The sequence below is a fragment of the Sedimentitalea nanhaiensis DSM 24252 genome, assembly GCF_000473225.1.
In the GTDB taxonomy this organism is placed as follows: Bacteria; Pseudomonadota; Alphaproteobacteria; order Rhodobacterales; family Rhodobacteraceae; genus Sedimentitalea; species Sedimentitalea nanhaiensis.
The window spans coordinates 1948082-1971739 of record NZ_KI421509.1 but is presented as its reverse complement, the minus strand read 5'-3'; the positions used below and the strand labels follow the sequence as shown (position 1 = coordinate 1971739).

Below are 23658 nucleotides of genomic sequence, written 5' to 3'. Positions count from 1 at the left end.
CAAAGGCGGGTGGCATGACTGCATTTGTCCTCAAGCGACTTGGCTTCGCCGTGATCACGTTGTTCGCGGTGCTGACCATCGTATTTTTTATCGTTCGGATTTTGCCGGGAGACCCGGCAATGGCCATCCTGGGCGATCAGGCCAGTCAGGAGGCGCTGATCGCATTGCGTCAGCGGCTGGGGCTGGATCAGCCGTTGATTCTGCAATATTTCGACTTTTTGCGCGGCGTCATGGTCGGCGACTGGGGCGTTTCCCTGGTTTCGGGTCGGCCTGTGATCCAGGAGATTGGCAAGGTTCTGCCCGCGACACTGGAATTGACGCTGGCGTCACTGGTGCTGGGCGCGGTGGTGGGTATCCCTCTGGGGGTCTGGTCCGCGGTCAAGCGCAACAAATTGCCCGACTATATCACCCGGATGGCCTCGCTGCTCGGGTTATCCTTTCCCGCATTTGTCTCGGCGGTGCTGCTGTTGTTGGTGTTTGCGATCCATCTGCGATGGTTCCCGGTGATCAGTTCGGGGCAGGGCAGCACGTTGGGCGAGCGGCTACAGAACCTGGCGCTGCCCGCGATCAATCTGGGTCTGATCATGGCGGCCTATATCACCCGCGTGACACGCTCGGCGATGCTTGAGGTGCTCAATCAGGATTACGTCCGCACCGCCCATGCAAAAGGTCTGGCCTTTGCGACCATCATCCGCCGCCATTGCATGCGCAACGCGATGATCCCCGTGGTCACGGTGGTGGGGCTGTATCTGGGCATCCTGATCGGCAATTCGGTGCTGACCGAGATCGTGTTCAACCGTCCCGGTTTGGGCAAGCTGATCATCGGAGCCCTGAACCAGCGGGACTATACGATGCTGCAGGGGATGATGGTAATCTACACGCTGATCGTGGTTCTGGTGAACCTGCTGACCGATCTCACCTATGGGCTGATCGACCCGAGGATCAAATACTGATGGAAAATCCAAATTCTCCTGCGACTTTGTCGCGCGGCGCGTATTTGCGACGGTCTCTCGCCGTTGCGGGCGACGGGATGCTGCGCGCCTTCAACACCAACAAGACCTCGTGGGTCGGGCTTGGCCTGTTTCTGCTGGTGGCGCTGATCGCGCTGTTGGCGCCCTGGATCGCGCCCTATGATCCGCTGGATCAGAACGTGCTGAACCGGCTTAAACCGCCGTCGGCAGAGCATTGGTTCGGCACCGACTATTATGGCCGCGATACCCTGTCGCGGATCATGTGGGGTGCGCGGATCTCACTGACGATCGGTATTCTCGCCATTGGCGCGGCGCTGGTGATCGGATCGGTGATCGGGCTGATTGCCGGCTATCTTGGCGGGCGGGCTGACATCATCATCATGCAGATCATGGATGTGCTGCTGGCCTTTCCCTCGCTGATCTTGGGTTTGATCGTGGTTGCCATGCTTGGGCCGTCGGTGGCCAATCTGGTCATTGCCATCGCATTGACGTCGATCCCGCCGTTTGCACGGATCGCACGGGCGCCGACCATTGCGGTCAAGAACCGTGAATTCATCGAGGCGGGGCGGGCGCTGGGCTATTCGGACACCCGGCTGATGTTCGGTCATATCCTGCCCAATATCGCGCCAGAGATCCTGGTCATGGGGTCGCTTTGGCTGGCCACCGCGATCCGGGTCGAGGCATCGCTGGCATTTGTAGGGCTGGGCGTCAGCCCGCCCACCGCCACATGGGGCGGCATGATCCGAGAGGGGTTCGAGAACATTCTCGACAGTTTCTGGCTGGCGCTGTTTCCGTCGATTGTGATCCTGATCGTGGTTTTTGCTCTGAACCTGCTGGGCGATGGGTTGCGCGATGCGCTGGACCCCAGACTGCGAGGTGAAGGATGAGCGCGCCGCTTCTGTCGGTCGACGGGCTGACAACATCGTTTCGCGTCGATGGCGCATGGGTGCCGGTGATCCGTGACGTCAGTTTTGACATCGATCGCGGCGAAACCGTCGCGGTGGTCGGGGAATCCGGTTCGGGGAAATCTGTGACAGCCCTGTCGATCATGCAGTTGATTCAAAAGGACATGGGCCGCATCGAGGGCGCGATCCGGCTGGATGGCACGGACCTGCTGCAACTGGACGATGCGGCGATGCGGCAGGTGCGCGGCAATGACATCGGCATGATCTTTCAGGAACCGATGACCAGCCTGAACCCGGTGCTGCAGGTCGGCTTTCAGGTTGCCGAGGTGTTGCGCCAGCACCGCGACATGAGTATGGCACATGCCCATGCAGAGACCCTGCGGCTGTTCGATCTGGTGCGCATTCCCGACGCCAGGCGCCGCGCCAGCGAGTACCCCCACAGCTTTTCGGGCGGGATGCGCCAACGGGCGATGATTGCAATGGCGCTCGCGTGCCAGCCGAAACTGCTGATCGCGGACGAACCCACGACCGCGCTGGACGTTACCATTCAGGCACAGATCTTGGAATTGATTCGGGATTTGCAGGTCGAAACGGGGACGGCGGTCATGTTCATCACCCACGACATGGGCGTGGTTGCCGAGATCGCCGACCGGGTTGTGGTGATGCTCAAGGGCGACAAGGTCGAAGAGGCCCTGGCTGCTGAGTTGTTTGCAAGCCCCAAACATGGCTATTCGAAAATGCTCCTCGGCGCAGTTCCACGTCTGGGCAGTCTGGGCGACAGCCTTACACCACGACGGTTTCCCAAAATGGATCTGACCGGGGCAGGGGCGGAACCGGCGAACGAGATCGACGCCCGTGGCGACGTCATCCTTGATGTTAAGGGACTGACGACCCGGTTCCCGATGCGGGGTGGATTGCTGGGCCGGATCAATGGCAACGTCCATGCCGTCGAGGATGTATCGTTCAATGTGCGCGCCGGGGAAACGCTGGCATTGGTCGGGGAATCGGGATGTGGCAAGTCGACCACCGGGCGCTCGATCCTGCGACTGGTCGAACCGGCGGCCGGCGAGATCCATTTCGAGGGGCGATCGCTGATGCAGGCCAGCCCCGAAGAGATGCGCCAGGTCCGGCAGCGGATGCAGATGATCTTTCAGGATCCCTATGGCTCGCTGAACCCGCGCAAATCCGTCGGGGCGGCCATTGCTGAACCGCTCCGCGTGCATGGGCTGGCGCAGGGGGCCGATATCGATGCGCGGGTTGCCGAGCTTCTGGACCTGGTCGGCCTGACCGCGCAACATGCGCTGCGTTTTCCGCACGAGTTTTCCGGCGGGCAGCGGCAAAGGATCTGTATCGCCCGTGGTCTGGCCTTGAATCCCAGATTGATCGTCGCCGACGAGTCGGTCTCGGCACTGGACGCGACGATCAAGGCACAGGTGGTGAACCTGATGCTGGAATTGCAGCAGAAGCTGGGTGTCGGATACCTGTTCATCAGCCATGACATTGCCGTCGTGGAACGGATCAGCCACCGGATCGCCGTCATGCTTTTGGGCGAGATCGTCGAGATCGGCCCGCGGGCCGAGGTGCTGGCGAACCCTCGCCACCCCTACACCCGCAAGCTGATCGAAGCGGTGCCGGTGCCGGACCCGTCGTTCAAGGGTCGGCGTCGAAATTTGATCACAGATGAATTGAAAAGCCCCGTGCGATCGCTGAACTGGACACCGCAACCGCGTGTGATGAACCAGGTCGGGCCTGATCACTTCGTCGCGGAGCACTGAACGATAAGGGCGGCACCGCTTGTGCACTGCCGCCCGGTTGACTGTTTGCGCCTTCTGTTCCGCTGTCTGGATTACAGCAGTGGGGTACATGTCTCGTCGGCCAAGTTCGGCCAGAGTGAACGGCCGCTCCTCTGGAAACTGCTGCATTGGAAAATGAAAGACGCTGTGTATGCAAGGTATTGCTGCGTGCACAAGAGCCGCGCCCGTATAAGGCAGGTTTACCCGCGGAGCAGCCGTTATCGCATCGGGTCGCGAATGGCGACACGGGAGAGGGAGGGCAACGCTCCGCGCCGAAAACGTCCGCAGAACCTCGTGCGAGGTGCAGCACGTGGCTGGATCGAGCCCGTTCAAGACATGTGAAGTTCGCCGCTCTGACCCAAAAGGCTGGGCGGCGAACGCGGTTATCTCCTGAACGCCGAAACCATCAACATCATTGGGCGCTCCATCTCTTCGGCCAGCCCCGGCATCGCCGCGATTTGGTCCGGCGTAGGTGCAAACTCCTCGATCCGGCGCAAGGCGAAGTCCGCACCGATCAGGGCGTTGAGCGTGGTGGCCAGCGTCCGGTGGTGCTTCAGCACTCCCTTGGCGAACCAGTCGGTGCGGCGCTCACCCTCAATAGAATAGCCGTTGACCGGCCATGTCTTGCGGCCATCTTCGTCCAGCGTCCAATGCGGGTGGGCGGCGGCCATGAAGATCGGGTGTTCGATGGTGAAGACCAGATCGCCGCCGGGCGTCAGCGCGCGGTGGATCATGCGGATCAGCCGCCCAAAATCCTGCACGTAGTGGAAGGTCAAAGCGCTGTAGACCAGATCGAACGCCGCCTCGGGCAATTCAAGCGTTTCCAGGTCGGCAATCCGGTATTCGATTGCGGGATCCTCGGTGTCGGCCCTCGCACGTTCGATCATGTTCTGAGACAGGTCAAACCCCAGAACTGAAGCGGCCCTCTGACTGCGGAACCAGCGGGACGCCCAGCCGAAGCCACAGCCCAGGTCCGCCACGCGCTTGCCCGACAGTCCGGGCAACAGTGCCTGAATTGCCGACCATTCCGGCGCACCGTCCAACCCGTCGACCTGACGGGGAAGCTGGCTGTAGCCGGCGAAAAAATCGGGATTATCGTAGATATTCTGTGCCATGTTCATCTCCAGAAAAGAGGGAGGACGAGGCACGTTTTTCACGCCTGACAACCTCGTCCGAAAGGGCGAGGCCGAGGCTGGCAATCGGCGTGGTCAGTTCGCGTGATCGGCATCCCGGCATCCCGCCAAGGGGATACCGGCCAACCGGGCGACAATGTGGATGTCCTTCTCAACCATGCAGGCTATATCGGTCTGGATGCAGAAAATGTCAATTTCATCGCACACGCGAGTGGCCGGGATTTCGCTCAGCAATCATTGATACGATTTGCGGGCAATAGCAGTTTCAAACCCCGAACCGGATCGTCATGGATCGCACGACGAAGGGCCGGAGGCTTTTGCGACTTAGCACGTTCCTTTGCCCTCGCTTTCATCAGAGAGCCGCTGTCCACCGCCCCAATCGCGCAGGAAAATCTCAGCATCCATAGCAGAATCGAATACATCTCAGCGTCTCTCACCCCGCTTCAAGGGCCGTTGCGGCTGACAAAGATCTTCGTTTCCACACCGTCAAGATGATTGCCGTGATCCCGGTCTGGGTCACCGCGAATACTACCATTGCAGGAAGCAAGCCGAGCATGTCCGCCAATGCTCCGCTGGCGATCACGGGAAGCGAAAATCCGAAATACGCATAGACGAACAGGCCCGCTGTTGCCCGTGCCCGGTCGTCTGGAGCACGTAGGGAAACTTCTGCAAGTGAAGCGAGATAGGTGAATCCGTAGCTTGCCGCGCTGGTGATGCAGGTGCCAATGAGGACCAAGGTCAGAACCTTCAACCAGACACCGGCCAGAAGGACGAGAAAACCGAGCGGGATCAAAACGAACCCGAGGGTGAGCGCATCGTCGTTGGTCATGCGTCGGGCAATCGGCTGGCAGAGGAACCCCACGAAGATCGCCAAGAAGATGACGAGCCCCGTCCATCCGCCGAGATCGTTCGCTGCCAACTCCAGCGGGACAACCGCGATGGTCATGCCGGTCGTGGACCAGGCCAGCGCCATTGCCGCTCCGAAGATCCATGTGCCCGCGGGAAAGACCGGCAGGCGCAGAAGGGATACGGGGCGCGGCGTGTCAAATCGGGGCAACCCGAGGGCGATCACCGCGAGGACCGGAGCCGCCACGAACAGGGCGACGTAGCTGGCAGGCAGGAGCGTCGGCCCCTGCACAGCGAGGCTGATGCCGGTTGCCAGAGCGCCGCCGCCGAAACCGAGCGACGTGGCAGAGGTAACGATAAGGACGGCGCTCTTAGTGCGGTCCACGCCTATGATTTCCGTCATGTAGGCCGTTGCGGCGGTCGTTGCGAGGCCGGTTCCAATCCCGAGCAGGAAGCGTGCGACCACAAGACTTGTCCAGCTCGGTGCGTGCACAAGGAGCGCCGTCGCCACGGCTCCGAGGATCAGCGCCAGCGCAATCGGAATCCGTCGACCGATCCGGTCCGAGAGCCCGCCGAGCAGCAACAGCGTCGGCATGAGGCCCCCCGCATAAGCTGCGAACGCAACCGTCACCGCCGCCGCGCCGACATCGCTTTCGGCAGCGTAGGCATCGTAGAGCGGAGCCTGAAGGTTCACCGCAAACGTCACCGTGAACAGACCAAGGGCGAGCAATGAAGACGGGATCAATTTGGGCATGGGCCGGACCTCGAAGATTGACTTGAGGCCGGATTGCCATGAAGTATTCAATATAACAATTTTTCGATTGTACTAGATACGGTGAGAGCGTGGGAAAAGCCCGATACATCCGCCTTGCCGACATGCTCGCGACCGCGATTCAGAGTGGCAAACTCGCGCCGGGCACGAAGCTGCCCACGCATCGCGCCTTTGCGGAAAAAGCCGATGTGGCGCTTGCCACGGCAACGCGCGCCTACGGGGAACTCGAACGCAGGGGCATGATTGTCGGCGAAGCCGGGCGCGGCACGTTTGTGCGCGATCTCGGCCTGCCGCCTTCGCTGGGGATTCGGCAGACCGCCAGCGAGGGTCTCATCGACCTGGTGTTCAACATGCCGGGGGACGCGGCGGATGCGGATATGTTGCGCGCGGGACTACGGCGACTGGCAGCGGCAGGCGATCTTGAGGCGATGCTGCGATACCAGCCGCATGGCGGCCGGACGCATGAGCGCCGGATCATTGCCGAAAATCTCACGTCGACCCTTGGTCCCATTGACCCCGAATGCCTGTTGGTCACGTCTGGTGGCCAACACGGGCTGGCGGTCACCTCTCTCGGGCTTTTTCGATGCGGGGACGCAATCGCGACCGACACACTGACCTATCCGGGCTTCAAATCCGTCGCTGCGTTGCAGGGTCTCGAACTTGTTCCGGTTGAAGGGCGGGGCGGCGTGATGGATCCGACGATCTGGAACGGCAGTGCCGCGAACGGAAGGTGCGCGCGGTCTATCTGATGCCCACCGTCCACAACCCTTTGGGAGCGGTCATGGACGAGATGACGCGCCTGCGGCTCATCGAGGTCGCGCGAAAGCACGATCTTCTAATCATAGAGGATGCAGCCTATGCGTTTCTGGAGCCCGATCCGCCATCAAGCTTCATCGCCCTCACGCCGGAGCGCACGGTCCATGTGGGCAGCTTTTCCAAAAACCTCGCGACAGGGTTGCGTCTGGGCTATCTGATCGCTCCCGTGACCCACATCGACAGGTTGCTTGAGGCGATCAGGGCGACGACCTGGAACGCTCCAGCGCTGATCTCAGGCTTGGCCACAGGCTGGATAGAAGACGGCACGCTTGCCAGTTCCGAAGAGACCCGGCGATGGGATGGTTCAGAGCGTCAGCAACTCTGCCGGTCCGTTCTTGGCGGGTCGTTCATTCTTTCACACCGCAACGCAGGCTTTGCCTGGTTGCCATTCGAAAAGGGCGTGCGAGCCGAACCGATTGTCACACGTCTGAAAGATCGCGGAATTTCTGCATGCGGCGCGGAGCCCTTCGCAACCATTGTTGCAGTGCCACAGGCATTGCGCCTCGCATTTGGTGGCATACCAAAAGATGAGCTGAAAGGGATTTTCCGGATCGTTCGAGAAGCCGTCGAGGAAGCTTCGGTATCGTACCAAAACTCTGGAGACCGTCGATGACGTAAAGGCGTGAGTTCCGGTCGTCACGTAGAGATAAGGAGCTGATCACAGCCCCGGCACATGTGGTAATCCGGGCGGCTGACGAGTTCCGGGACCAGACGACCCGCCCCAATGAGCTCTGGCAGACCGACTTCACGTATCTGAAGGTCATCGGCTGGGGCTGGTTCTATCTGTCAACGATCTTCGACGACTACTGCCGTGATATCATCGCCTGGAAGCTCTGTACCACAATGAAGGCAGCCGACGTCACCGACACGCTGGACCTGGCGCTGGAGGCTTCGGGCTGCGATCGCGCTACGGTCGTACACAAGCCGAGGCTGCTCAGCGACAACGGCTCGTCCTATGTGGCGGCCGATCAGGCAGATTACCTCGACGGTAAGGGTATGGATCACGTTCGCGGTGCGCCGCACCATCCGCAGACCCAGGTTAAGATTGAGCGCTGGCATCAGACGATGAAAAACCGCGTGCTGCTGGAAAACTACTACCTGCCCGGAAACCTCGAACGACGGACAGCCTCTCATTACCGACTTCCTGCGATGCGGCGAATGACTATCTTCAAGCAGCATGCCAAAACACGATATCGTTGGCGAAGACCTAGCCGATGACATGGTGATGGTCCGCTAGTCGCAGTTAAATAGGATCGCGTTGGCCACCAAAGACGCGCTGCCAGACGTTACCAACGTTGTAATTCCGACACTTAGACCCTACATAAATTATACAACGTTGTGGTTTTCTGCGGCTCGGGCGTGTTGCCTGCCAGAGTGGACTGCAATTTGCCATCAATAAAATTCTGCTGTCATGCCCCTGACCGGGGTTTGATGTTTGGGAAGGTTGCCGATTCTATCGCGCACGATCACGTCACTTGTGGCATTTGCTCGTCCGTTTGTGGTGGTCGGACGCACCTATGAATTGTGCCGGTCAATTGGTTGCTCTTTGCACAAGATGAAGTGGTGCAATGCCACAGCTTTACGGACAACCGATGGACGATAGCACTTTTATTGATCCGGAGGACGACCGGAGGCTTCGATCTGCACGCCATCAATCACCGCGACTTGGAAATGCCGCGGCGCAAGATCAGGCCTGCACACACAGGCCTAAAAACAGTGAGGCGGCACTTTCCCCGTCAGAGGATCTAAAATGACTTTTCCAGAATGGACGAAACCCGGAATTTACGGTGCCCTGATGGGCGCGGCTGCCATCTCTCTCGTTGGCTTTTCGTGGGGCGGATGGATGACCGGCAGCAACGCCGAGAAGATGGCGAAACGATTTGCCGGCGAGGAGATAACGCAAGCAATGGTGCCGGTTTGTTTGGAAATGTCCGCTGTTGACCCCGATCGGATTTCGAAACTTGCGCTAATCCAAGAAGCGTCCGGTTTCAATCGTCGCAAAGCGATCATGGCCTCTGGATGGGTGACTATCCCCGGAACCGAAGATCCGAACCGCGATCTTGCGGATGCATGCATTGCAGGACTTGAACTCGATGCATCATAGAAAATGGGCTACTCCGTCGGGCGCTCGAGTAGCGGCAACCGAGCATCCGGAGCGACATTTTGGTGCCAGCCTAAACTATCTCATGGCATTGTCGGTCTGTGTGCTTGTCGCGCTAGTGGTCTTGCAACGGCCGTCATTTGCGCAAGCCACGGTTAAAGCCATTCCTCAGAATGCCCATTCACTTAAGCTATGGGGAGGGCTGGAAATGCGACTTGGGATACCGGATCGACGGTGAGGTCTGCGCCCCCGTTGATGTGTCCCAAAATGCCTATGAGAACAATAGATCTTACGGCACCGGGTGGGAGTGTCTTCTCGGTTACAGACAAACAAATGACCAGCATTGCGACGAGGTTATCGTGCCTGTTGGCGGGTATTTGGACGCATCGGGCAAACGATGGAAATGCTTGCATGGGTTCATCAGAACGGGTGATGCCTGCCGAGAAATTGTCGTCCCCCAAACACGCCTGTCTGCCAAGCAGACCTTCCGGCTCAGAATGGGTGTGCGACCGGGGTTACGTGGCGTCCGGGGACGCATGTATTGTAAGTGTGGTGCCGGATAACGCCTGTCTGAAACCCACACAGTTTGGGCGGCCTTGGGCTGCGAGCGTGGGTATTGTGAGAAAGAGGGTCGATGCGACGCCGTCGTGATCCCTGCCAACGCCCATTTTGACGACGTATCTTACGGCAAAGGTTGGCGCTGCGACCGCGGATATGCTGAAACGGCTGACGGCTGTGACGCAATCCATTTGCCAGAAAACACCCATCTTGACCGTTCAGGTAACCGCTGGGATTGCCACGGAGGGTTTCAAAAACCAACGGTCAATGCGTTTTCAATAACTGACTTCTCAAGGCCCTCGTCGATACGCCAAAAAGATAGCCCTTCCACTTCGCTGGGAGCGACACCTCATTCCCTGTCATTCGAAAGGAACAGATATGGAAACCGAGTTCGAGACGGTGGACACCATCCGCCGGACCATCAAAGGCGCGCAATTGCCATCATCCAACCCAACCGAAATCCAGAAACAGCACGTAAATCTGCATGCGGCTGCCGCGCCGACCGCAATCGTATATTGCGAAGGTAACTTCGCCAGAATCGATGGCAAAACTGCAAACGGGCTTGTGCGCCATTCACAGGCCTATCGGATTCTTTCGGTCATCGACAGTGATCATGCGGGTTCGGACAGCGGGGTGATTTTGGACGGGAAAGCCAATCTTGTCCCAATATTTGCCGACCTTGAAACGGCGGTTCAGCACCAGCCAACGACGCCAGACACTTTGATATATGGTATGGCGCCGTCAACCGGCAAGCTGTCGACCAACGACCGCGGCGTGGTATTGGATGCGATTGGGCTTGGCATGAATATCGTAAGTGGTCTGCACGAATACCTAAGTGATGACCCGGAGATCGCCAATGTTGCGACAGCAAAAGGTGTCACCATCCGCGATATTCGCAAGCCAAAACCCAGCAAGGACATGCGCCTGTTTGACGGGAGCGTCGCACATGTAGACGCGCTGCGCATCGCGGTTCTTGGCACCGATTGCGCCATTGGCAAGCGGACAACAGCCACCGTTCTTGCCCGCGCATTGAATGCGAAGGGCATAAACACAGTGCTTGTCGGCACCGGCCAAACGGGCCTGATGCAGGGTGCAAAATACGGTGTCGCCATGGATGCCGTTCCGCCTCAGTTCTGTTGTGGTGAACTTGAAGCAGCGATCGTGGCGGCGGATAATGCTGAGCACCCGGATGTCATCCTGATCGAAGGTCAAGGCGCGCTGAGCCATCCGGCGTTCTGCACATCCGCCTTTATCCTGCGTGGCAGCCAGCCGGATGCCGTCATCCTTCAGCACGCGCCCAAACGCGTCCATCGCTGTGATTTCCCGGACATGCCAATGCCCAACCCGTCAAGTGAGATCGCCCTTATTGAGGCCTTCGCGGATACGAGGGTCATCGGTGTCACACTCAATCACGAAGGGATGTCGGACGCCGAGATTATCGACACCATCGCCGCGCAATCACAAGATCTCGGATTGCCCGTGACCGATGCGCTCAGCCAACCGGTCACCGCTTTGCTGGCCATGGTCTTTGCCGCCTATCCCGGCTTGCAGCAAGGACCGCCTGTGGCCGCGATATGAGCACCCCTCGGATAGAGGTGGATCTGCACAAGATACGCCAGAACACACAGACCGTTATGAAGCGGCTGGCGGCGCGTGGCATCGGCACCACCGGCGTGACCAAGGCCGTGTGCGGGCATCCAGCCATCGCCCAAGCCATGCTGGATGGCGGCGCGAGCGGTCTTGCGGACGCACGGCTCATCAACGTGCAGGAATTACGCAAAGCGGGCATATCCGGCCCGATCACTCTGATTCGAACGCCGATGCTGAGCCAAGCCGATCAGGTCGTCCAAGTTTGTGAGGCGAGCTACAACACCGAGATGGCGGTCATCGCGGCCTTGGCTGCTGCCGCGATCCAGAACGACAAGGTTCACGATGTTATCCTGATGGTCGAAATGGGTGATCTGCGCGAAGGGATTATGCCAGAACACTTGGCTGCAATGTCGCAACAAGTGATGGAAATGCCCGGTGTCGCGTTGGAGGGTATTGCGGCAAATTTTGCGTGCCTGAACAGTGCCGCCCCGGATGCGGCCGAAATGACAGCCTTCTCTGACCTCGTGAGTGAGACTGAGGCAAAGTGCGGAACCTCCCTTCAGACAGTTTCCGGCGGCAATTCCGCAAACCTTCCTTGGGCTTTCGGAGGCCATTCCACCGGTCGCATCAATGATCTAAGGCTGGGAGAGGCAATCCTTCTGGGCGTTGATCCGGTATCCGGAAACCCGATTGCCGGGATGTATGATGATGCGTTTGTGCTTGTCGCCGAGATCATTGAGACAGATACGAAACCTGCGCCTCACCCCGTCAACAGTGCCGATCCTGCTTTGGTAAAACGTCGGAGTGCGCCGCCCTGTAAAGACGCCACGCGTTTGATCCTCGCCATCGGACATCAGGATACCGACATTCAGGGCCTTTCGATGCCCGCCGGGAACGTGTTTATCGGCGCAACGAGCGATCATCTCGTCCTTGCCACAAACCTGCCAACGCTGGGGGTGGGTGCCGAAATGAGGTTTCAGGTGAACTACAGCGCGTTGATGCATGCCATGGCCGCTCCCGATGTCAACACAACACTGCTTTGTGACCAGACTTCACCCCAAACGAGGGGCGCTAAAACCGCATCCAAACGCCTGGCATTGATTTGATGCACCCAGTTCAGAGATGAATAACTAAGCCGTAAAGGAGATTTCCATTGGCAAAACTAACAAAAACAACACTGTTCACAGAACATGTCACCAGACCTGAAACGCCCATGGAAAAGACGACGCGTATCGTCAGAGAGATCGTCGACGAAGAAGCAGAACAAAGACAAGTCAAGAACGCGCGACTTCGCATCGCCCGGCTTGAAAGGGAAGCGAACACACCCACTGAAGCCGTCGGGGTCGCGCGCAAATCACGTCCACCTATTGCCGTAACAAAGCGATAAAACCATTTTTGGCGCCCGTGTTGACAGGCATCAGTATCGCTCCAAATTCCGTCCAAGGATTTAACAATGACAAACTCAGACGAAAAATCACCGAAGGTTCACTATATCTGCCAGACATATGTAGAACAGAAACCCGGCCGTGATGGGCAAGCTGGTTTGAAGATTGGCAAACAATTTGAATACACCACGGCGTCCGAGGCCCAAAACAGAGCCGAAAGGGAAGCCAAATCTGAAGATTGCGCCGGTGCTGATGCTTACGAGATAAGCGAAGATCCAGGCAGTGGCGAAGTTGGATCGCCATGCTTCCTTGTCAGGTTGGGAAACGTACCGGAATTTGATGAGCCATAAAAGCGTCAACGGGCCTTTTCTCTACAAAAAGGTGTATCTCCAACGCGCGGCGGCGTCAGCCAGAAACATGTCGTTTATGTTGCGAAAAAACTGTTTTGAGTATGGCGTCTTCAACGATTCAGGGGCGCACATTGGAAATACGCACATTGGCGCAAGAACCGCGAAGGTTCGCTTTGTCCGCGTTACAGTTATATGAACAATCGAAATGTTCCGCAGGGTATGAAGATCCGGTGCGGGGAAATCGATCGGTCAAGATTTCGGTACCGCGACTGAAAGCAAAGGGCTGTCCCCGGCGCCGCAAGATCAGATCGCCGAGCCTTCTGCGCTGCGTTACCGCACGACAGCTCCAAGCTCATATTCGCAGAGTCTGCGTGATGTTTTGATGATCGCTATTGGTATGGCTCATTGCGGCATTCTGCAATTTTCTTGCTGGCGCAGAGTGCCATTTTGACAGGCAGGCCCGCTGTATTGTAGGAGGGGCCATGAAGAAGATCGCCGGATTTTTCTCGTTGTTTTGCATTGCTGCGGGCGCACTGGTCTTTTTCGCCTGGTCCCAGCCGACCCAGATAAAGCACTATACCTCTGAAGACCTTATAGGATTGACCTGCGAAGAACTGAGCGAAAGGCACGAGGACTTTATCTTCGCATATCATGATGCCGAAATTGCCTATCATAGGCGAACAGGTGCGTTTCATGATGATCTGGGTCAGCCGCAGGAAGAGACCTTGCCATTTATGGTTCTCATGAGACGGTTCATGCAAGACAACCACATCAGAAAGGTGGATCTCGCGCATCCTTCTTTTCCTTCGACAACGCTCCAGCGCACGAAATTTTATTATGAAATATCCGCTGCATGTGCTGCGGGTTCCTCATTGAGGGCGGTTGACGTGATGCGGCAAGTGGCAACAAAACTCAATCTGATTGACTTGGACGTGTCTCCGTAAGGGGCATTCCAATCAGGTCTTCGAGACATGAACGGCAGGATTTTTGTGACGAAAGGATTTGGGATTTGGGCCGGTTTTTAGGTGCCTGTCTTATAGGGGTCGGGGGCTGTTTCTCCAGCACTGCAAGCGCTGGCTGTCCGGTCGGGCAAGAAATCTTCATGTCCTGCCAGATTGCGGATCGCGATACAGAGGTCATGGTTTGCTCCGACGATCAGGTTGCAACCTATAGCTATGGCCCAGTCGGCGGCGCCCCCGATTTCTTTCTTTCAGAGCCTGTGACGCTTGTGGATTTCGAGCCCTGGTCTGGTTTGGGGAAGGCCATACACGAGAATGTCACCTTCTATAACGGCGCGTTCAGCTATGAAGTCGGCGGTGGTTTCGAGCGACCTTTTTCGGACGAGGAAATGCAACTTGGCCCCCAGCATTTTGGGTGGGTCGAGGTGGCGCAAAACGGCAAGACCCTGAGCAGGCTTGAATGTATCCCGGACACCGTGACCTATGGCTTTGGCGACGGCGGGCTCTATGCTGCGAAGCTGGCCGCTGGGCTTGTTTGGGATGACCGGTCAAAGACATGGGTTCCTGCTGCACCCGGCCAGGCTTCGCTGCTCGGGTCGGAAACCCGCTTGCCTGACGACGGAGATTGTTTGCCGGCGACAGAGTTCGCCCTCCGGGGCGTCGCGATGGGGGATCCGCTGATGTCACTCGGCAAACTTGGATCACCAGAAGCAAGCGGCGTCTTTCTGGCTGGCGAAGAGGTGGATCGAATGACGCTTGCGGGCATGGATATTGATATCTTCCGAAACGTCGTCATCGGAATGAGCGCCACGACGGCGTTATGGGAAATGCCGTCCGGCTTGCGGGTTGGGCTAACCCGGGGCGAGGTGACCCAAATCCTTGGGCGTGCGCCCGGTGGCGCGACATCCACAGCGGAAAAATTCTCAGTTCTCGGGTGTTTGGAGGATCGGGATAGTTTCGCAAAATTGTATGCGGTAATTGTCTTCGGGCCAGATAAGCGCGTTCAGAGCATCAGTTTGGCAAGTCTTGCCCCCTAGCGGATCGTCCCATGGCAATTCAATATCGCGCGCGCCGAAACTTGGCATCGCAATACCTGAGGTGGTTGGAAATCGGACATTGGGAGCGCCGAGCGCGCGACGAAGAAAAAGCGTAGCCCCGCTCGAATCCCCTGCCAGCTTGCCGCGCACGTTCGGCGATGGGGTGGGACATGGGCGGTCGAGTACCGTAGGGTACGCTGCGGGTCGATCAGGAATGCATGGTCACAGGTCGTGACTGAAGCCGACCTTGGCTGGCGTCCGACACCGCACACGCTGAAGCACACCGCGATCACATGGGCGATCCAGGGCGGGGCGTCAATCGAGGATGTGCCGGGGTTTTTCGCCACTAGCACCGCAACACTGCAACGTGTCTACCGACACCTGTCGCCCGACTTCCAACAGGGCGCACTTGACGCACTCGAAAGGGCGAAACGATGATCTTAGCTATTGGAATTTTCTTCATGGTCGGTCTGGTTATCAGTGAGAGCCAGCCCGCGATTGACGAGTATGTGGTCGAACTGGACACCGTTGACCCCGGTCAGCAAGAACTGATTGACATGTACCGTGAACTGCATGAGGCGCTGAACTAGGGGCGAAGCAGGGGCGGGGAAATTAAGGGAAAATGCCAACCCTTTGAAAACATTGGTCGGAGTGAGAGGATTCGAACCTCCGACCCCTGCCTCCCGAAGACAGTGCTCTACCAGGCTGAGCTACACTCCGACCATTGTGGGGCGGATTACAGCTATGTCGCGGCTTTGGCAAGCCCAATCATTTCCGCCTTTTTGCGACCTTGGACAGGATGCCGACCCGCAGACCCGCTGGCAGTCCGATGCGGGTCTGGGTCCGCAGGACCGGGGTGTTGCGCGACGAATGCCCACTGGATTCACGGCGCAGAATATAGAGTCCGCTGGCGATGATGATTGCGGCGCCCAGATAGGTCATCGTATCCGGGTACTCGCCAAACAGCAGCGCGCCATACAGCGCGGCCCACAGGATCTGTGAATATTGCATCGGGGCGACGACAACGGCGGCTCCGCGACGGTAGGCGGCAACAAGACAGGACATGGCGAACAGGATCAGAACGGCAACGATGGCCAGCGCGCCCAGATCCGCCAGGGGCATCGGGCGGTAGACCCAGGGCAGGGCAATGGCCATCAGCCCGCAACTGGCCAGCATCGGATAAAGGATCATCAGAACCGGGCGCTCTTCATTGCCGATGCGGCGCACCACGATCGCGTTCAGCGCCCCGAACACGGCCGAGACCAGCGCGGCGGCGTGACCGGTGCCCAGATCTGCAGAGCCGGGGCGCAGCACCACCAGCACGCCAAGCAGGCCAACCCCCACGGCCAGACCCCGCCGCAGCCTGACGGTTTCGCCCAACAGCGGCACGGACAGAACGGTGATCAGCAGCGGCGCGGCGAACAGGATGGCATAGACCTGCGCCAGAGGCAGAACCGAAAACGCATAAAAGGCCCCCACGGCGGCAGTCACCCCCGAGAGGCTGCGCAACAGCATCCACCAGGGGTGCTCCGGACGCAGGGTGCCGGGCTGGGCATCGCGGATCATCAACAGGGTAATCAGCGGAAAGCTGAGCAGCGAGCTGAAAAACACGATCTGGAACGCGGAATAGCTGGTGCCCAGATACTTGATGATCACGTCATGGATCGAAAAGATTGCAAAAGCCGCCAGCCCGAACAGCGCGCCGGACAGGTTTGACGTTGTATCGGGATCATTGGCCATGGCGGTTGCCGCAGGTTTGGCCCAACGCCGGTTCAGGTCCGGCAGCGAGGCAGGGTGCGCGCGGCGGCAGGACCCGCCGCGCGGTTCCGGATCAGAGGCTGTCGTCCAGCGCGGCCAGGATGGCATCGCCCATCTGGGTGGTCGATACCGGCTGAACGCCGTCTTCACCAATCAGATCGGCGGTGCGCAGCCCGTCGGCGAGCACTTTCTCGACTGCCGCTTCCAGCCGGTCGGCCTCGGCCCCCTGACTAAACGAATAGCGCAGCGCCATGGCAAAGCTGAGGATACAGGCAATCGGGTTGGCCTTGCCCTGACCGGCAATGTCGGGCGCTGACCCGTGAACCGGCTCGTACAGGGCCTTGGGACGGCCATTGGCCATCGGCGCGCCCAGGCTGGCCGAGGGCAACATGCCCAGGCTGCCGGTCAGCATCGCGGCGGCATCCGACAGCAGATCGCCAAACAGGTTGTCGGTCACGATCACGTCGAACTGCTTGGGCCAGCGGCACAGCTGCATGGCCCCGGCATCGGCATACATATGCGACAGCTCGACATCGGGGTAATCCTCGTCATGCACCTTTTGCACCACTTCGCGCCACAGGATGCCGCTTTCCATCACGTTGGCCTTTTCCATCGAACAGACCTTGTTGCCGCGTTTGCGCGCCAGTTCAAAGGCGCTGCGGGCCACGCGGTCGATCTCGGATTCGGTATAGCGCTGGGTGTTGACGCCGACGCGCTCGTTGCCTTCCTTGAAGATGCCGCGCGGTTCGCCGAAATAGATGCCGCTGGTCAATTCGCGCACGATCATGATGTCCAGCCCGGCGACCACGTCGCGCTTGAGACTGCTGAAATCCGCCAGCGCGTCGAAACACTGGGCCGGGCGCAGGTTGGAAAACAGGTCCATTTCCTTACGCAGGCGCAGCAGGCCACGTTCCGGTTTGACGCTGAAATCCAGCGCGTCGTATTTCGGCCCGCCAACTGCTCCCAGCAGCACCGCATCGACCTCTTGCGCGCGGGCCATGGTGTCGTCGTGCAGGGGGGTGCCGTGGGCATCATAGGCCGCGCCGCCCACCAGATCCTCGGACACGTCAAAGGTCAGGTCGCGCTTGGCGCCATACCAGCCGATGATGCGTTTTACCTGTTCCATGACTTCGGGGCCGATGCCGTCACCGGCAAGGATGAGAAGCGAGGGGTTGGACATGCGGACTCTCCTGATCTGTCTTTGCCATGCCCCTACCGCGCGCGGCTGCAAGGGTCAATGCGCGCCCTTAGCTGCGGGCCAATCCGTCCGCCAGCAGGTTCCACACCCGGCGCAGCCGCGGGGTCTGGCGCATCATGGGATGGGCGGCCAGCCAGACCGGCAAGGGCGGCATGTCGATGCCCATCTCCAGCTCCTGTACCAACGGATCGGCGCGCCCGACGTTGGCCTGGGAAAACCCGATGCCGCATCCCGCGCGCAGCAGATCCCAATAGGTCGCCTGGTTGTCACACCGCACCGCAAAGGCGTCGCGGGTGACGGACCAGCCCATCGCCTGCATGGCGCGCAGAATCAGATCGTTGCGGTCATATCCGATCAGATCGTGGCCCATAAGATCTTCGGCTGTTTCCGGGTGGCCCGCGCGCCTTAGATAGCTGTGCGCGGCAAAGATGCCCAACTCCAGGTCGGTGATGTGGCGGGTGACGATATCCAGCTGTGTCGGGCGATACATGCGCACTGCGATATCGGCTTCGCGGAACAACAGGTTTTCGGTGGTGTCAGACGGAATCAGATCCAGCTGGATCAACGGCTCTGCTGCCCGGATGTCGGCCAGAATCGGCGGCAGCAGATGGTGGCTGGCAAAGACGCTGGCGGTGATGCGCACCGCCCCCTGCAAACGCTGCGATTGTCCCGCCGCCGTCAGCGACAGGGTGTGCATTTCGGCCTGCATCCGCTGCGCCATCGGCAGCAACGCGGCCCCGGTTTCACTGGGTCGCAGACCGCGCGGATGGCGCAGAAACAGTTCGGCCCCAAGGTTTTCCTCCAGCGCCCGGATCTGACGTCCCAGCGTTGGCTGGCTGCGCCCCAGACGGCGGGCGGCGGCGGACAGCGATCCGGTTTCGGCCACCGCCAGAAAGCTCTGAACCAGCGACCAGTCATCGATGCGTAGCGAATTATCCATTCATTTATGAATACCAGATCTGCATTCATCCGCAATATCCCAATGGTATTTGAATGGATAGGATATGATCGTCCTTCCTTTGCATCCAACAGGAGCCCGCAATGACACAGAGAGTTCTTATTCTTGGCGCAACCGGCCGTTTCGGTCGCAACGCAGCCCTGCAATTCCGCGCCGCAGGCTGGGATGTCCGATGCTTTGACCGGTCCAGCGACGTGCTGATGCAGGCGGCCCGTGGCATTGACGTGATCGTCAACGCCTGGAATCCGGCCTATCCGGATTGGGCGGCGCAGGTGCCCGGTCTGCATGATATGGTGATCAAAGCTGCGCTGGCCCACGATGCGACGGTGATCGTACCGGGAAATGTCTATGTCTACGGTGCCGACACCCCGGTGCCCTGGGGGCCGGACGCCCCGCATCAGGCGCAGAACCCGCTGGGGCGGATCCGCATCGCGATGGAAGATGCCTATCGCAGCGCCGGGGTGCGCACCATCATTTTGCGCGCGGGCGACTATCTGGATACGCAGGCTTCGGGGAACTGGTTCGACAAGGTCCTGACCAAATCGCTGGCCAAGGGCGTGTTCACCTATCCCGGTCGCTCCGATATTCCCCATGCCTGGGCCTATCTGCCGGATGTCGCCCGCGCGGCGGTCGATCTGGCAGAGATGCGGGCCCGGTTGCCGCGCTTCAACGATATCGCCTTTGCGGGCTATACGCTTTCTGGGCAAGACATGGCCAAAGCTCTGGACCGGATCACACCGCAACAGGTGCGCCTCAAGCCAATGGCCTGGCTGCCGCTGCACCTGACCCGCCCGTTCTGGCGCATGGCGGGCTGTCTGCTCGAAATGCGCTATCTCTGGAACACGCCGCATTGGCTGGACGGCTCCCGCTTTGATCGGCTGCTGCCGGGGTTTCAGCCAACGTCGCTGCACACCGCACTGGCCAGCGCCATCGGACAGCCCTCAGTCGAGATCCAGATCGACCCAGACCAAACGGTGGCGGCTTGCAGCGATGGCATCTGAATGCCCGTCACTGTCGGTCGCGGGCCAGAACACGCCGCTGTCGATCACCCGCCAGTCGGCTGACGGCAACACGTAATCCACCCGCAACCGGCCCACATTCTGCCAATCCACCGTGTCCAGCGCATTGGGGCTGGCATGGCCCTGATCCGGGGCGGCGGCGGCGCCTTCGCTGGCGGGGCGGGGGTCCTGCAGGCGCGGATCGGCCAGCAGCCCGCGGATCGCGTCCAATCGCCCCTCGCTGTCCTGCGGATCCAGATTGGCCTGCCCGGCCAGCACGAACCGCTGGGGCGGGGGACCAAATGCGCCATCCAGCACCGCGCGCCACAGCAGGATTTCGTCGTGATTGCGCCGCCCGTTCTGATCCTCGTCCCCGTCAAACACCGGCGGTGTGGCGTGAAAAGTCAGCACCTGCACCGTGCTGCCATCGGGAAGAGCCACGGGAACGATCCAATGCCCGGTGGTGGACAGACGCTGAATCGCCTGGGCTTCTGGCGATGGAAACGGGCTGCCGTCCTCGCGTTCGGGCAACAGCGCACCGGACAGGTCGCGCCACAACAGATCGCTGAAATCGCGGACCCGATCGCCCAGAATCGGATAGCGCGACAGGATCGCCAAACCGCCCTGTCCACTGAAGGCGCCAAACCCCTGCGCGTCGCCGGGTCCACCCCGCCGCCCGTCGCCATCCATGTCCAGATCTGTGGCCATGCCGCTGTTGGGCCGCAGCGCCATCCGATAGGGATAGTCTGCCCCGGCTTGGGTCAGACGCGCGGCCAAAGCCGCCAGCGCCGCCCCGTCGTAATCCCAATCCACACTTTGCAGCGCCAGGATGTCGGGCGAGATCCGCGCGATCACGGCCACAACGGCGGCGATCTGGGCCTCCTTGTCGCGGGTCAGATCGCGCAGCAACAGGCCGGGGCCATCGCGGGACAATTCGGTGTTAAAGCTGGCAATCCTCAGACTGTCCGCCCACCCCGGCGCAGCTAATGAAATTGCGGCAAGGCACCCAAGGCCCCCCTGCCGTAACCGGTCGCACAGGGTCATTCAGACCCAGGGCCGCTCCATCGCCGCGCGGGATTCAAAGCTTTTGATCGCACCGGCCTTTTCCAGCGTCAGGTCGATGTCATCCAGACCTTCCAGCAGGCAATGCTTTTTGTGCGCATCGACTTCGAAACCGATGGTGCCACCGTCCGGCCCGGTGATGGTCTGCGCCTCAAGGTCGACGGTCAGGATGGCATTGGCACCGCGCTCGGCGTCATCCATCAGTTTGTCCACGTCTTCCTGCGGCAGCACGATGGGCAGGATGCCGTTCTTGAAGCAGTTGTTGAAAAAGATGTCGGCAAAGCTGGTCGAAATCACGCAGCGGATGCCAAAATCCTTGATCGCCCAGGGGGCGTGCTCGCGTGAGCTGCCACAGCCGAAATTGTCGCCCGCCACCAGAATCTCGGCATTGCGATAAGCCGGCTTGTTCAGCACGAAATCGGGCTTTTCAGCGCCGTTGTCATCATAGCGCATCTCGTCGAACAGGTTGACACCCAACCCGGATCGCTTGATCGTTTTCAGAAAATTCTTGGGGATGATCATGTCGGTGTCGATATTGATCAGCGGCATCGGTGCCGCAACCCCGGTAAGCGTGGTGAATTTGTCCATCTGTGTCGCCCTTCCGAAACCCAAAGGAATTTGCTGTCTCGTTCTATACTGACAAACCGGGCCGGAATTCCACCGCAACCTTGGGCATGGACACAAAAAAAGAGAGCAGCGCCAGGCACTGCTCTCTGATCGTTTCGCTAAGCTGTGTACTTATGCGGCTTTCTTCTTGCGGCGAACAGCAGCCAGACCGCCTACACCGGCCAGCAGCAACCAGCCCGCTGCGGGCAGCGGAACAACGTTGACATTTGTCGTCGCGGTGAACTTGGCGTACAGACCCGCAGGATTGTTTTGTTCTTCCTGCGTACGGAACTGGTCAAGAATTGTCGTTCCGCCGTCGGTCGAGAACCCCAGAACCTGGAAAACGTAGTCGACGTTTCCGATCGAGAACGCGGTGCCGCCGGGGGCGTTGGACACTGTGATATAGTCATCACAAGGTATTACGCTGCCGTCGCCGCCGCAGTTGCCGCTATTGGTCGTTTCGTTATGCGACATGCTGAAAGTGCTGCTGATAACGCCCGGCCCATTCACAATTGTGATGTCGACATCCAGATTCGCGGAATTCAGCGAAGGCGGAAACACAGGGTTATTCAAGTGCACGAAGTTACCAACCAGAAACGCCGTATCTTCGGCAATATTGTTGATTGGCGTCGCGGCGCGCGTGAAATCGTATCCGCTTTGCCCTTCTCCGGTATCGCCACCCCAGCGAAGTGTCGACAGCGGGTCACCGTTGTTGATCGTAACCGAGACGGGGTCGACAGCGCTCCATCCTGCAGAGATCCCGCTGATGTCGAGGGTCGCTGCCGATGCACCTGCCGCTCCAACGAGCAGCGCGATTGCGGACGCAGCACCAATTCTTGTTGTGAATGTCATCGAATTCATTCCTTTTTCAAATGCCTAACGGCGGTTTTCGTTACTATGCAAAACTGTAGTCGTGAACCAAACCCACGCCGATCAATCTGCACCTTCAAGACCAAAGCCCGTCGCACGGTGCTCGCTCTTCGGAGACATATTAGCAGAGTCCACGGCCCCGCGTCAAAATCCTAGTTTTATGAAAATCCAATGGGTTAACAAATCGTAAACCCTGTATTGGCCGGGTCATGGCAGAAAACTGCCGATTCACGCCCGGTTTGGATTCCGGGATTTTTCAGAAAAAGCACAATGGGTTCAGGGCATTAGATTTCAATCTGGGGTTGATTTTAGATTGATGTCTTTGCCTTGGGCGGGAACCCGCCGTCAAACCCGTTGTCCGGGGCCCGCCAGATTGACAGGCCCCGGAGGGCAGGCTCGAGGCCATCGGCCCCGAACCAAACCGGGTCAGCTTTTCAGCCGGCCTTCCAGCTTGTCTTTGATTGCGCCCCTGGCCGTGCGCAGGAAAAACGCCAGCGCCATAAGGCCGGCGCCGTTGAACAGCAGCTCGATGCCCAGCAGGATACCCAGCAGGCTGGGAGCGACGGTGGCGAAATTGGCAAGGATATAGCCGCCCAGCAGAACCGACAGTGCGCCCGACAGCAGCATCGGCCAGAAAAACAGCGTGTCGCGCATCTGGAACGACGTGATAACCCGCGCGATGCCGCTGGCCAGAAACAGGATCGCCACCAGCAGGGTCAGCGAGATCACGCCCTGCAACGGATGGAACATCAGCGACACGCCGAGGAACAGCATCAGCACCCCCAGCGCGATGCCCATCAGCTTGGCGCCGGTGCTCTCTTCGCCAAAGCCCGCGACAAGCTGAATGCCGCCGGAGACGGCAAACATGATTCCCGCAAGGGTTGTCACGGCGATCGAGGCCGCAACGGGGTTTGCCAGAACGAAAAGCCCAAAGGCAATCGACAGGATGCCCAGTATCAGCCACTTGACCCATGTTTTCATTTCTTGATCCT

The 23658-nt window shown here is 59.4% G+C and carries 24 protein-coding genes, 1 tRNA gene and 1 pseudogene; 16 read left to right on the top strand and 10 right to left on the bottom strand.

All coding sequences use genetic code 11. From position 1 onward, the window contains the following. Positions 1–14: 14 nt before the first annotated feature. Genes NANH_RS0111465 through NANH_RS0111455 form a run of 3 tightly spaced genes read left to right on the top strand, consistent with a single transcriptional unit; the run spans position 15 to position 3651 of the window. Positions 15–953, top strand: a complete 939-nt coding sequence (locus NANH_RS0111465) for an ABC transporter permease (RefSeq protein ID WP_027262168.1) — start codon at positions 15–17, stop codon at positions 951–953. After that, positions 953–1858: an ABC transporter permease gene (locus NANH_RS0111460; RefSeq protein ID WP_081710456.1), complete on the top strand. Its 906-nt coding sequence runs from the start codon at positions 953–955 to the stop codon at positions 1856–1858. Before NANH_RS0111465 ends, NANH_RS0111460 begins: the two co-directional genes overlap by 1 nt. Next, positions 1855–3651: an ABC transporter ATP-binding protein gene (locus NANH_RS0111455; protein WP_027262166.1), complete on the top strand. Its 1797-nt coding sequence runs from the start codon at positions 1855–1857 to the stop codon at positions 3649–3651. Before NANH_RS0111460 ends, NANH_RS0111455 begins: the two co-directional genes overlap by 4 nt. A gap of 401 nt (positions 3652–4052) precedes the next feature. Here NANH_RS0111455 and NANH_RS0111450 read toward each other — a convergent pair whose 3' ends face one another. After that, positions 4053–4784: a class I SAM-dependent methyltransferase gene (locus NANH_RS0111450; RefSeq protein WP_027261645.1), complete on the bottom strand. Its 732-nt coding sequence runs from the start codon at positions 4782–4784 to the stop codon at positions 4053–4055. Positions 4785–5235: 451 nt separating this feature from the next. Continuing rightward, positions 5236–6402 (bottom strand): MFS transporter, encoded by a 1167-nt coding sequence (locus NANH_RS0111440; RefSeq protein ID WP_027262165.1) that lies wholly within the window; start codon positions 6400–6402, stop codon positions 5236–5238. A gap of 89 nt (positions 6403–6491) precedes the next feature. Here NANH_RS0111440 and NANH_RS29310 point away from each other — a divergent pair, with 89 nt between their 5' ends. The 12 genes and pseudogenes from NANH_RS29310 to NANH_RS28515 all read left to right on the top strand — a co-directional run bounded on the left by NANH_RS29310 (position 6492) and on the right by NANH_RS28515 (position 15806). Beyond that, complete coding sequence (locus NANH_RS29310; RefSeq protein WP_245601450.1) at positions 6492–7169, top strand: aminotransferase class I/II-fold pyridoxal phosphate-dependent enzyme; 678 nt, start codon at positions 6492–6494, stop codon at positions 7167–7169. Then, complete coding sequence (locus tag NANH_RS29305; RefSeq protein ID WP_245601525.1) at positions 7169–7849, top strand: aminotransferase class I/II-fold pyridoxal phosphate-dependent enzyme; 681 nt, start codon at positions 7169–7171, stop codon at positions 7847–7849. Before NANH_RS29310 ends, NANH_RS29305 begins: the two co-directional genes overlap by 1 nt. A 35-nt stretch (positions 7850–7884) precedes the next feature. Continuing rightward, a pseudogene (locus NANH_RS26075) lies at positions 7885–8373 on the top strand (transposase); the annotation flags it as partial. 613 nt (positions 8374–8986) lie between these two features. Further along, positions 8987–9340: a hypothetical protein gene (locus NANH_RS0111425; RefSeq protein WP_027262164.1), complete on the top strand. Its 354-nt coding sequence runs from the start codon at positions 8987–8989 to the stop codon at positions 9338–9340. Positions 9341–10273: 933 nt separating this feature from the next. After that, on the top strand, positions 10274–11473 hold the full coding sequence (locus NANH_RS26070; RefSeq protein WP_036049762.1) for a DUF1611 domain-containing protein: 1200 nt from the start codon (positions 10274–10276) through the stop codon (positions 11471–11473). Positions 11474–11490: 17 nt separating this feature from the next. Next, a complete protein-coding gene (locus NANH_RS0111410) occupies positions 11491–12591 on the top strand; it encodes an alanine racemase (protein WP_245601449.1) in 1101 nt (366 codons plus the stop codon). 47 nt (positions 12592–12638) lie between these two features. After that, positions 12639–12872, top strand: coding sequence for a hypothetical protein (locus NANH_RS28520; protein ID WP_139236546.1), 234 nt, complete (start codon positions 12639–12641; stop codon positions 12870–12872). 66 nt (positions 12873–12938) lie between these two features. Further along, positions 12939–13220, top strand: coding sequence for a hypothetical protein (locus NANH_RS27935; RefSeq protein WP_027262162.1), 282 nt, complete (start codon positions 12939–12941; stop codon positions 13218–13220). Positions 13221–13702: 482 nt separating this feature from the next. Next, complete coding sequence (locus NANH_RS0111400; protein WP_027262161.1) at positions 13703–14164, top strand: hypothetical protein; 462 nt, start codon at positions 13703–13705, stop codon at positions 14162–14164. Between the two features lie 284 nt (positions 14165–14448). Next, positions 14449–15216, top strand: a complete 768-nt coding sequence (locus tag NANH_RS0111395) for a hypothetical protein (protein ID WP_139236544.1) — start codon at positions 14449–14451, stop codon at positions 15214–15216. Positions 15217–15447: 231 nt separating this feature from the next. After that, positions 15448–15654: a hypothetical protein gene (locus NANH_RS26060; protein ID WP_036049756.1), complete on the top strand. Its 207-nt coding sequence runs from the start codon at positions 15448–15450 to the stop codon at positions 15652–15654. Beyond that, complete coding sequence (locus tag NANH_RS28515) at positions 15651–15806, top strand: hypothetical protein (protein WP_154665571.1); 156 nt, start codon at positions 15651–15653, stop codon at positions 15804–15806. The genes NANH_RS26060 and NANH_RS28515 overlap by 4 nt, the downstream gene beginning before the upstream one ends. Positions 15807–15859: 53 nt before the next feature. On the opposite strand, the gene NANH_RS0111385 is transcribed toward NANH_RS28515, so the two are convergent. From NANH_RS0111385 to NANH_RS0111370, 4 genes are all read right to left on the bottom strand, one after another. Then, positions 15860–15936, bottom strand: a tRNA-Pro gene (locus NANH_RS0111385). 48 nt (positions 15937–15984) lie between these two features. Continuing rightward, complete coding sequence (locus NANH_RS0111380; protein ID WP_036050734.1) at positions 15985–16956, bottom strand: DMT family transporter; 972 nt, start codon at positions 16954–16956, stop codon at positions 15985–15987. 91 nt (positions 16957–17047) lie between these two features. After that, a complete protein-coding gene (gene leuB, locus NANH_RS0111375) occupies positions 17048–18154 on the bottom strand; it encodes a 3-isopropylmalate dehydrogenase (protein WP_027262158.1) in 1107 nt (368 codons plus the stop codon). A 67-nt stretch (positions 18155–18221) separates the two neighbouring features. Continuing rightward, positions 18222–19112 carry a LysR family transcriptional regulator gene (locus NANH_RS0111370; RefSeq protein ID WP_027262157.1) on the bottom strand — a complete coding sequence of 297 codons (891 nt, stop codon included), beginning with the start codon at positions 19110–19112 and terminating at the stop codon, positions 18222–18224. Positions 19113–19213: 101 nt separating this feature from the next. Here NANH_RS0111370 and NANH_RS0111365 point away from each other — a divergent pair, with 101 nt between their 5' ends. Continuing rightward, positions 19214–20131 carry a Rossmann-fold NAD(P)-binding domain-containing protein gene (locus NANH_RS0111365; protein WP_036049753.1) on the top strand — a complete coding sequence of 306 codons (918 nt, stop codon included), beginning with the start codon at positions 19214–19216 and terminating at the stop codon, positions 20129–20131. On the opposite strand, the gene NANH_RS0111360 is transcribed toward NANH_RS0111365, so the two are convergent. From NANH_RS0111360 to NANH_RS0111345, 4 genes are all read right to left on the bottom strand, one after another. Next, positions 20072–21172 (bottom strand): endonuclease/exonuclease/phosphatase family protein, encoded by a 1101-nt coding sequence (locus NANH_RS0111360; protein WP_036049751.1) that lies wholly within the window; start codon positions 21170–21172, stop codon positions 20072–20074. The two genes, NANH_RS0111365 and NANH_RS0111360, sit on opposite strands and share 60 nt — an antisense overlap. Continuing rightward, on the bottom strand, positions 21173–21778 hold the full coding sequence (leuD, locus tag NANH_RS0111355; protein WP_027262154.1) for a 3-isopropylmalate dehydratase small subunit: 606 nt from the start codon (positions 21776–21778) through the stop codon (positions 21173–21175). A gap of 150 nt (positions 21779–21928) precedes the next feature. Beyond that, a complete protein-coding gene (locus NANH_RS29085; RefSeq protein WP_211237088.1) occupies positions 21929–22648 on the bottom strand; it encodes a THxN family PEP-CTERM protein in 720 nt (239 codons plus the stop codon). Between the two features lie 444 nt (positions 22649–23092). Continuing rightward, entirely contained in the window at positions 23093–23647 is a 555-nt protein-coding gene (locus NANH_RS0111345; RefSeq protein ID WP_027262152.1) for an HdeD family acid-resistance protein, read from the bottom strand. Positions 23648–23658: the final 11 nt, after the last annotated feature.

Coding starts and splice junctions, on each gene's coding strand:
- NANH_RS27935 (WP_027262162.1), top strand. CDS start 12,939: ATGACAAACTCAGACGAAAAATCACCGAAGGTTCACTATATCTGCCAG.
- NANH_RS0111360 (WP_036049751.1), bottom strand. CDS start 21,172: ATGACCCTGTGCGACCGGTTACGGCAGGGGGGCCTTGGGTGCCTTGCC.
- NANH_RS0111365 (WP_036049753.1), top strand. CDS start 19,214: ATGACACAGAGAGTTCTTATTCTTGGCGCAACCGGCCGTTTCGGTCGC.
- NANH_RS0111380 (WP_036050734.1), bottom strand. CDS start 16,956: ATGGCCAATGATCCCGATACAACGTCAAACCTGTCCGGCGCGCTGTTC.
- NANH_RS29305 (WP_245601525.1), top strand. CDS start 7,169: ATGCCCACCGTCCACAACCCTTTGGGAGCGGTCATGGACGAGATGACG.
- NANH_RS0111425 (WP_027262164.1), top strand. CDS start 8,987: ATGACTTTTCCAGAATGGACGAAACCCGGAATTTACGGTGCCCTGATG.
- NANH_RS0111460 (WP_081710456.1), top strand. CDS start 953: ATGGAAAATCCAAATTCTCCTGCGACTTTGTCGCGCGGCGCGTATTTG.
- NANH_RS0111465 (WP_027262168.1), top strand. CDS start 15: ATGACTGCATTTGTCCTCAAGCGACTTGGCTTCGCCGTGATCACGTTG.
- leuD (WP_027262154.1), bottom strand. CDS start 21,778: ATGGACAAATTCACCACGCTTACCGGGGTTGCGGCACCGATGCCGCTG.
- NANH_RS28515 (WP_154665571.1), top strand. CDS start 15,651: ATGATCTTAGCTATTGGAATTTTCTTCATGGTCGGTCTGGTTATCAGT.
- NANH_RS0111400 (WP_027262161.1), top strand. CDS start 13,703: ATGAAGAAGATCGCCGGATTTTTCTCGTTGTTTTGCATTGCTGCGGGC.
- NANH_RS0111440 (WP_027262165.1), bottom strand. CDS start 6,402: ATGCCCAAATTGATCCCGTCTTCATTGCTCGCCCTTGGTCTGTTCACG.
- NANH_RS26070 (WP_036049762.1), top strand. CDS start 10,274: ATGGAAACCGAGTTCGAGACGGTGGACACCATCCGCCGGACCATCAAA.
- NANH_RS0111345 (WP_027262152.1), bottom strand. CDS start 23,647: ATGAAAACATGGGTCAAGTGGCTGATACTGGGCATCCTGTCGATTGCC.
- NANH_RS29085 (WP_211237088.1), bottom strand. CDS start 22,648: ATGACATTCACAACAAGAATTGGTGCTGCGTCCGCAATCGCGCTGCTC.
- NANH_RS0111450 (WP_027261645.1), bottom strand. CDS start 4,784: ATGGCACAGAATATCTACGATAATCCCGATTTTTTCGCCGGCTACAGC.
- leuB (WP_027262158.1), bottom strand. CDS start 18,154: ATGTCCAACCCCTCGCTTCTCATCCTTGCCGGTGACGGCATCGGCCCC.
- NANH_RS0111455 (WP_027262166.1), top strand. CDS start 1,855: ATGAGCGCGCCGCTTCTGTCGGTCGACGGGCTGACAACATCGTTTCGC.
- NANH_RS0111370 (WP_027262157.1), bottom strand. CDS start 19,112: ATGGATAATTCGCTACGCATCGATGACTGGTCGCTGGTTCAGAGCTTT.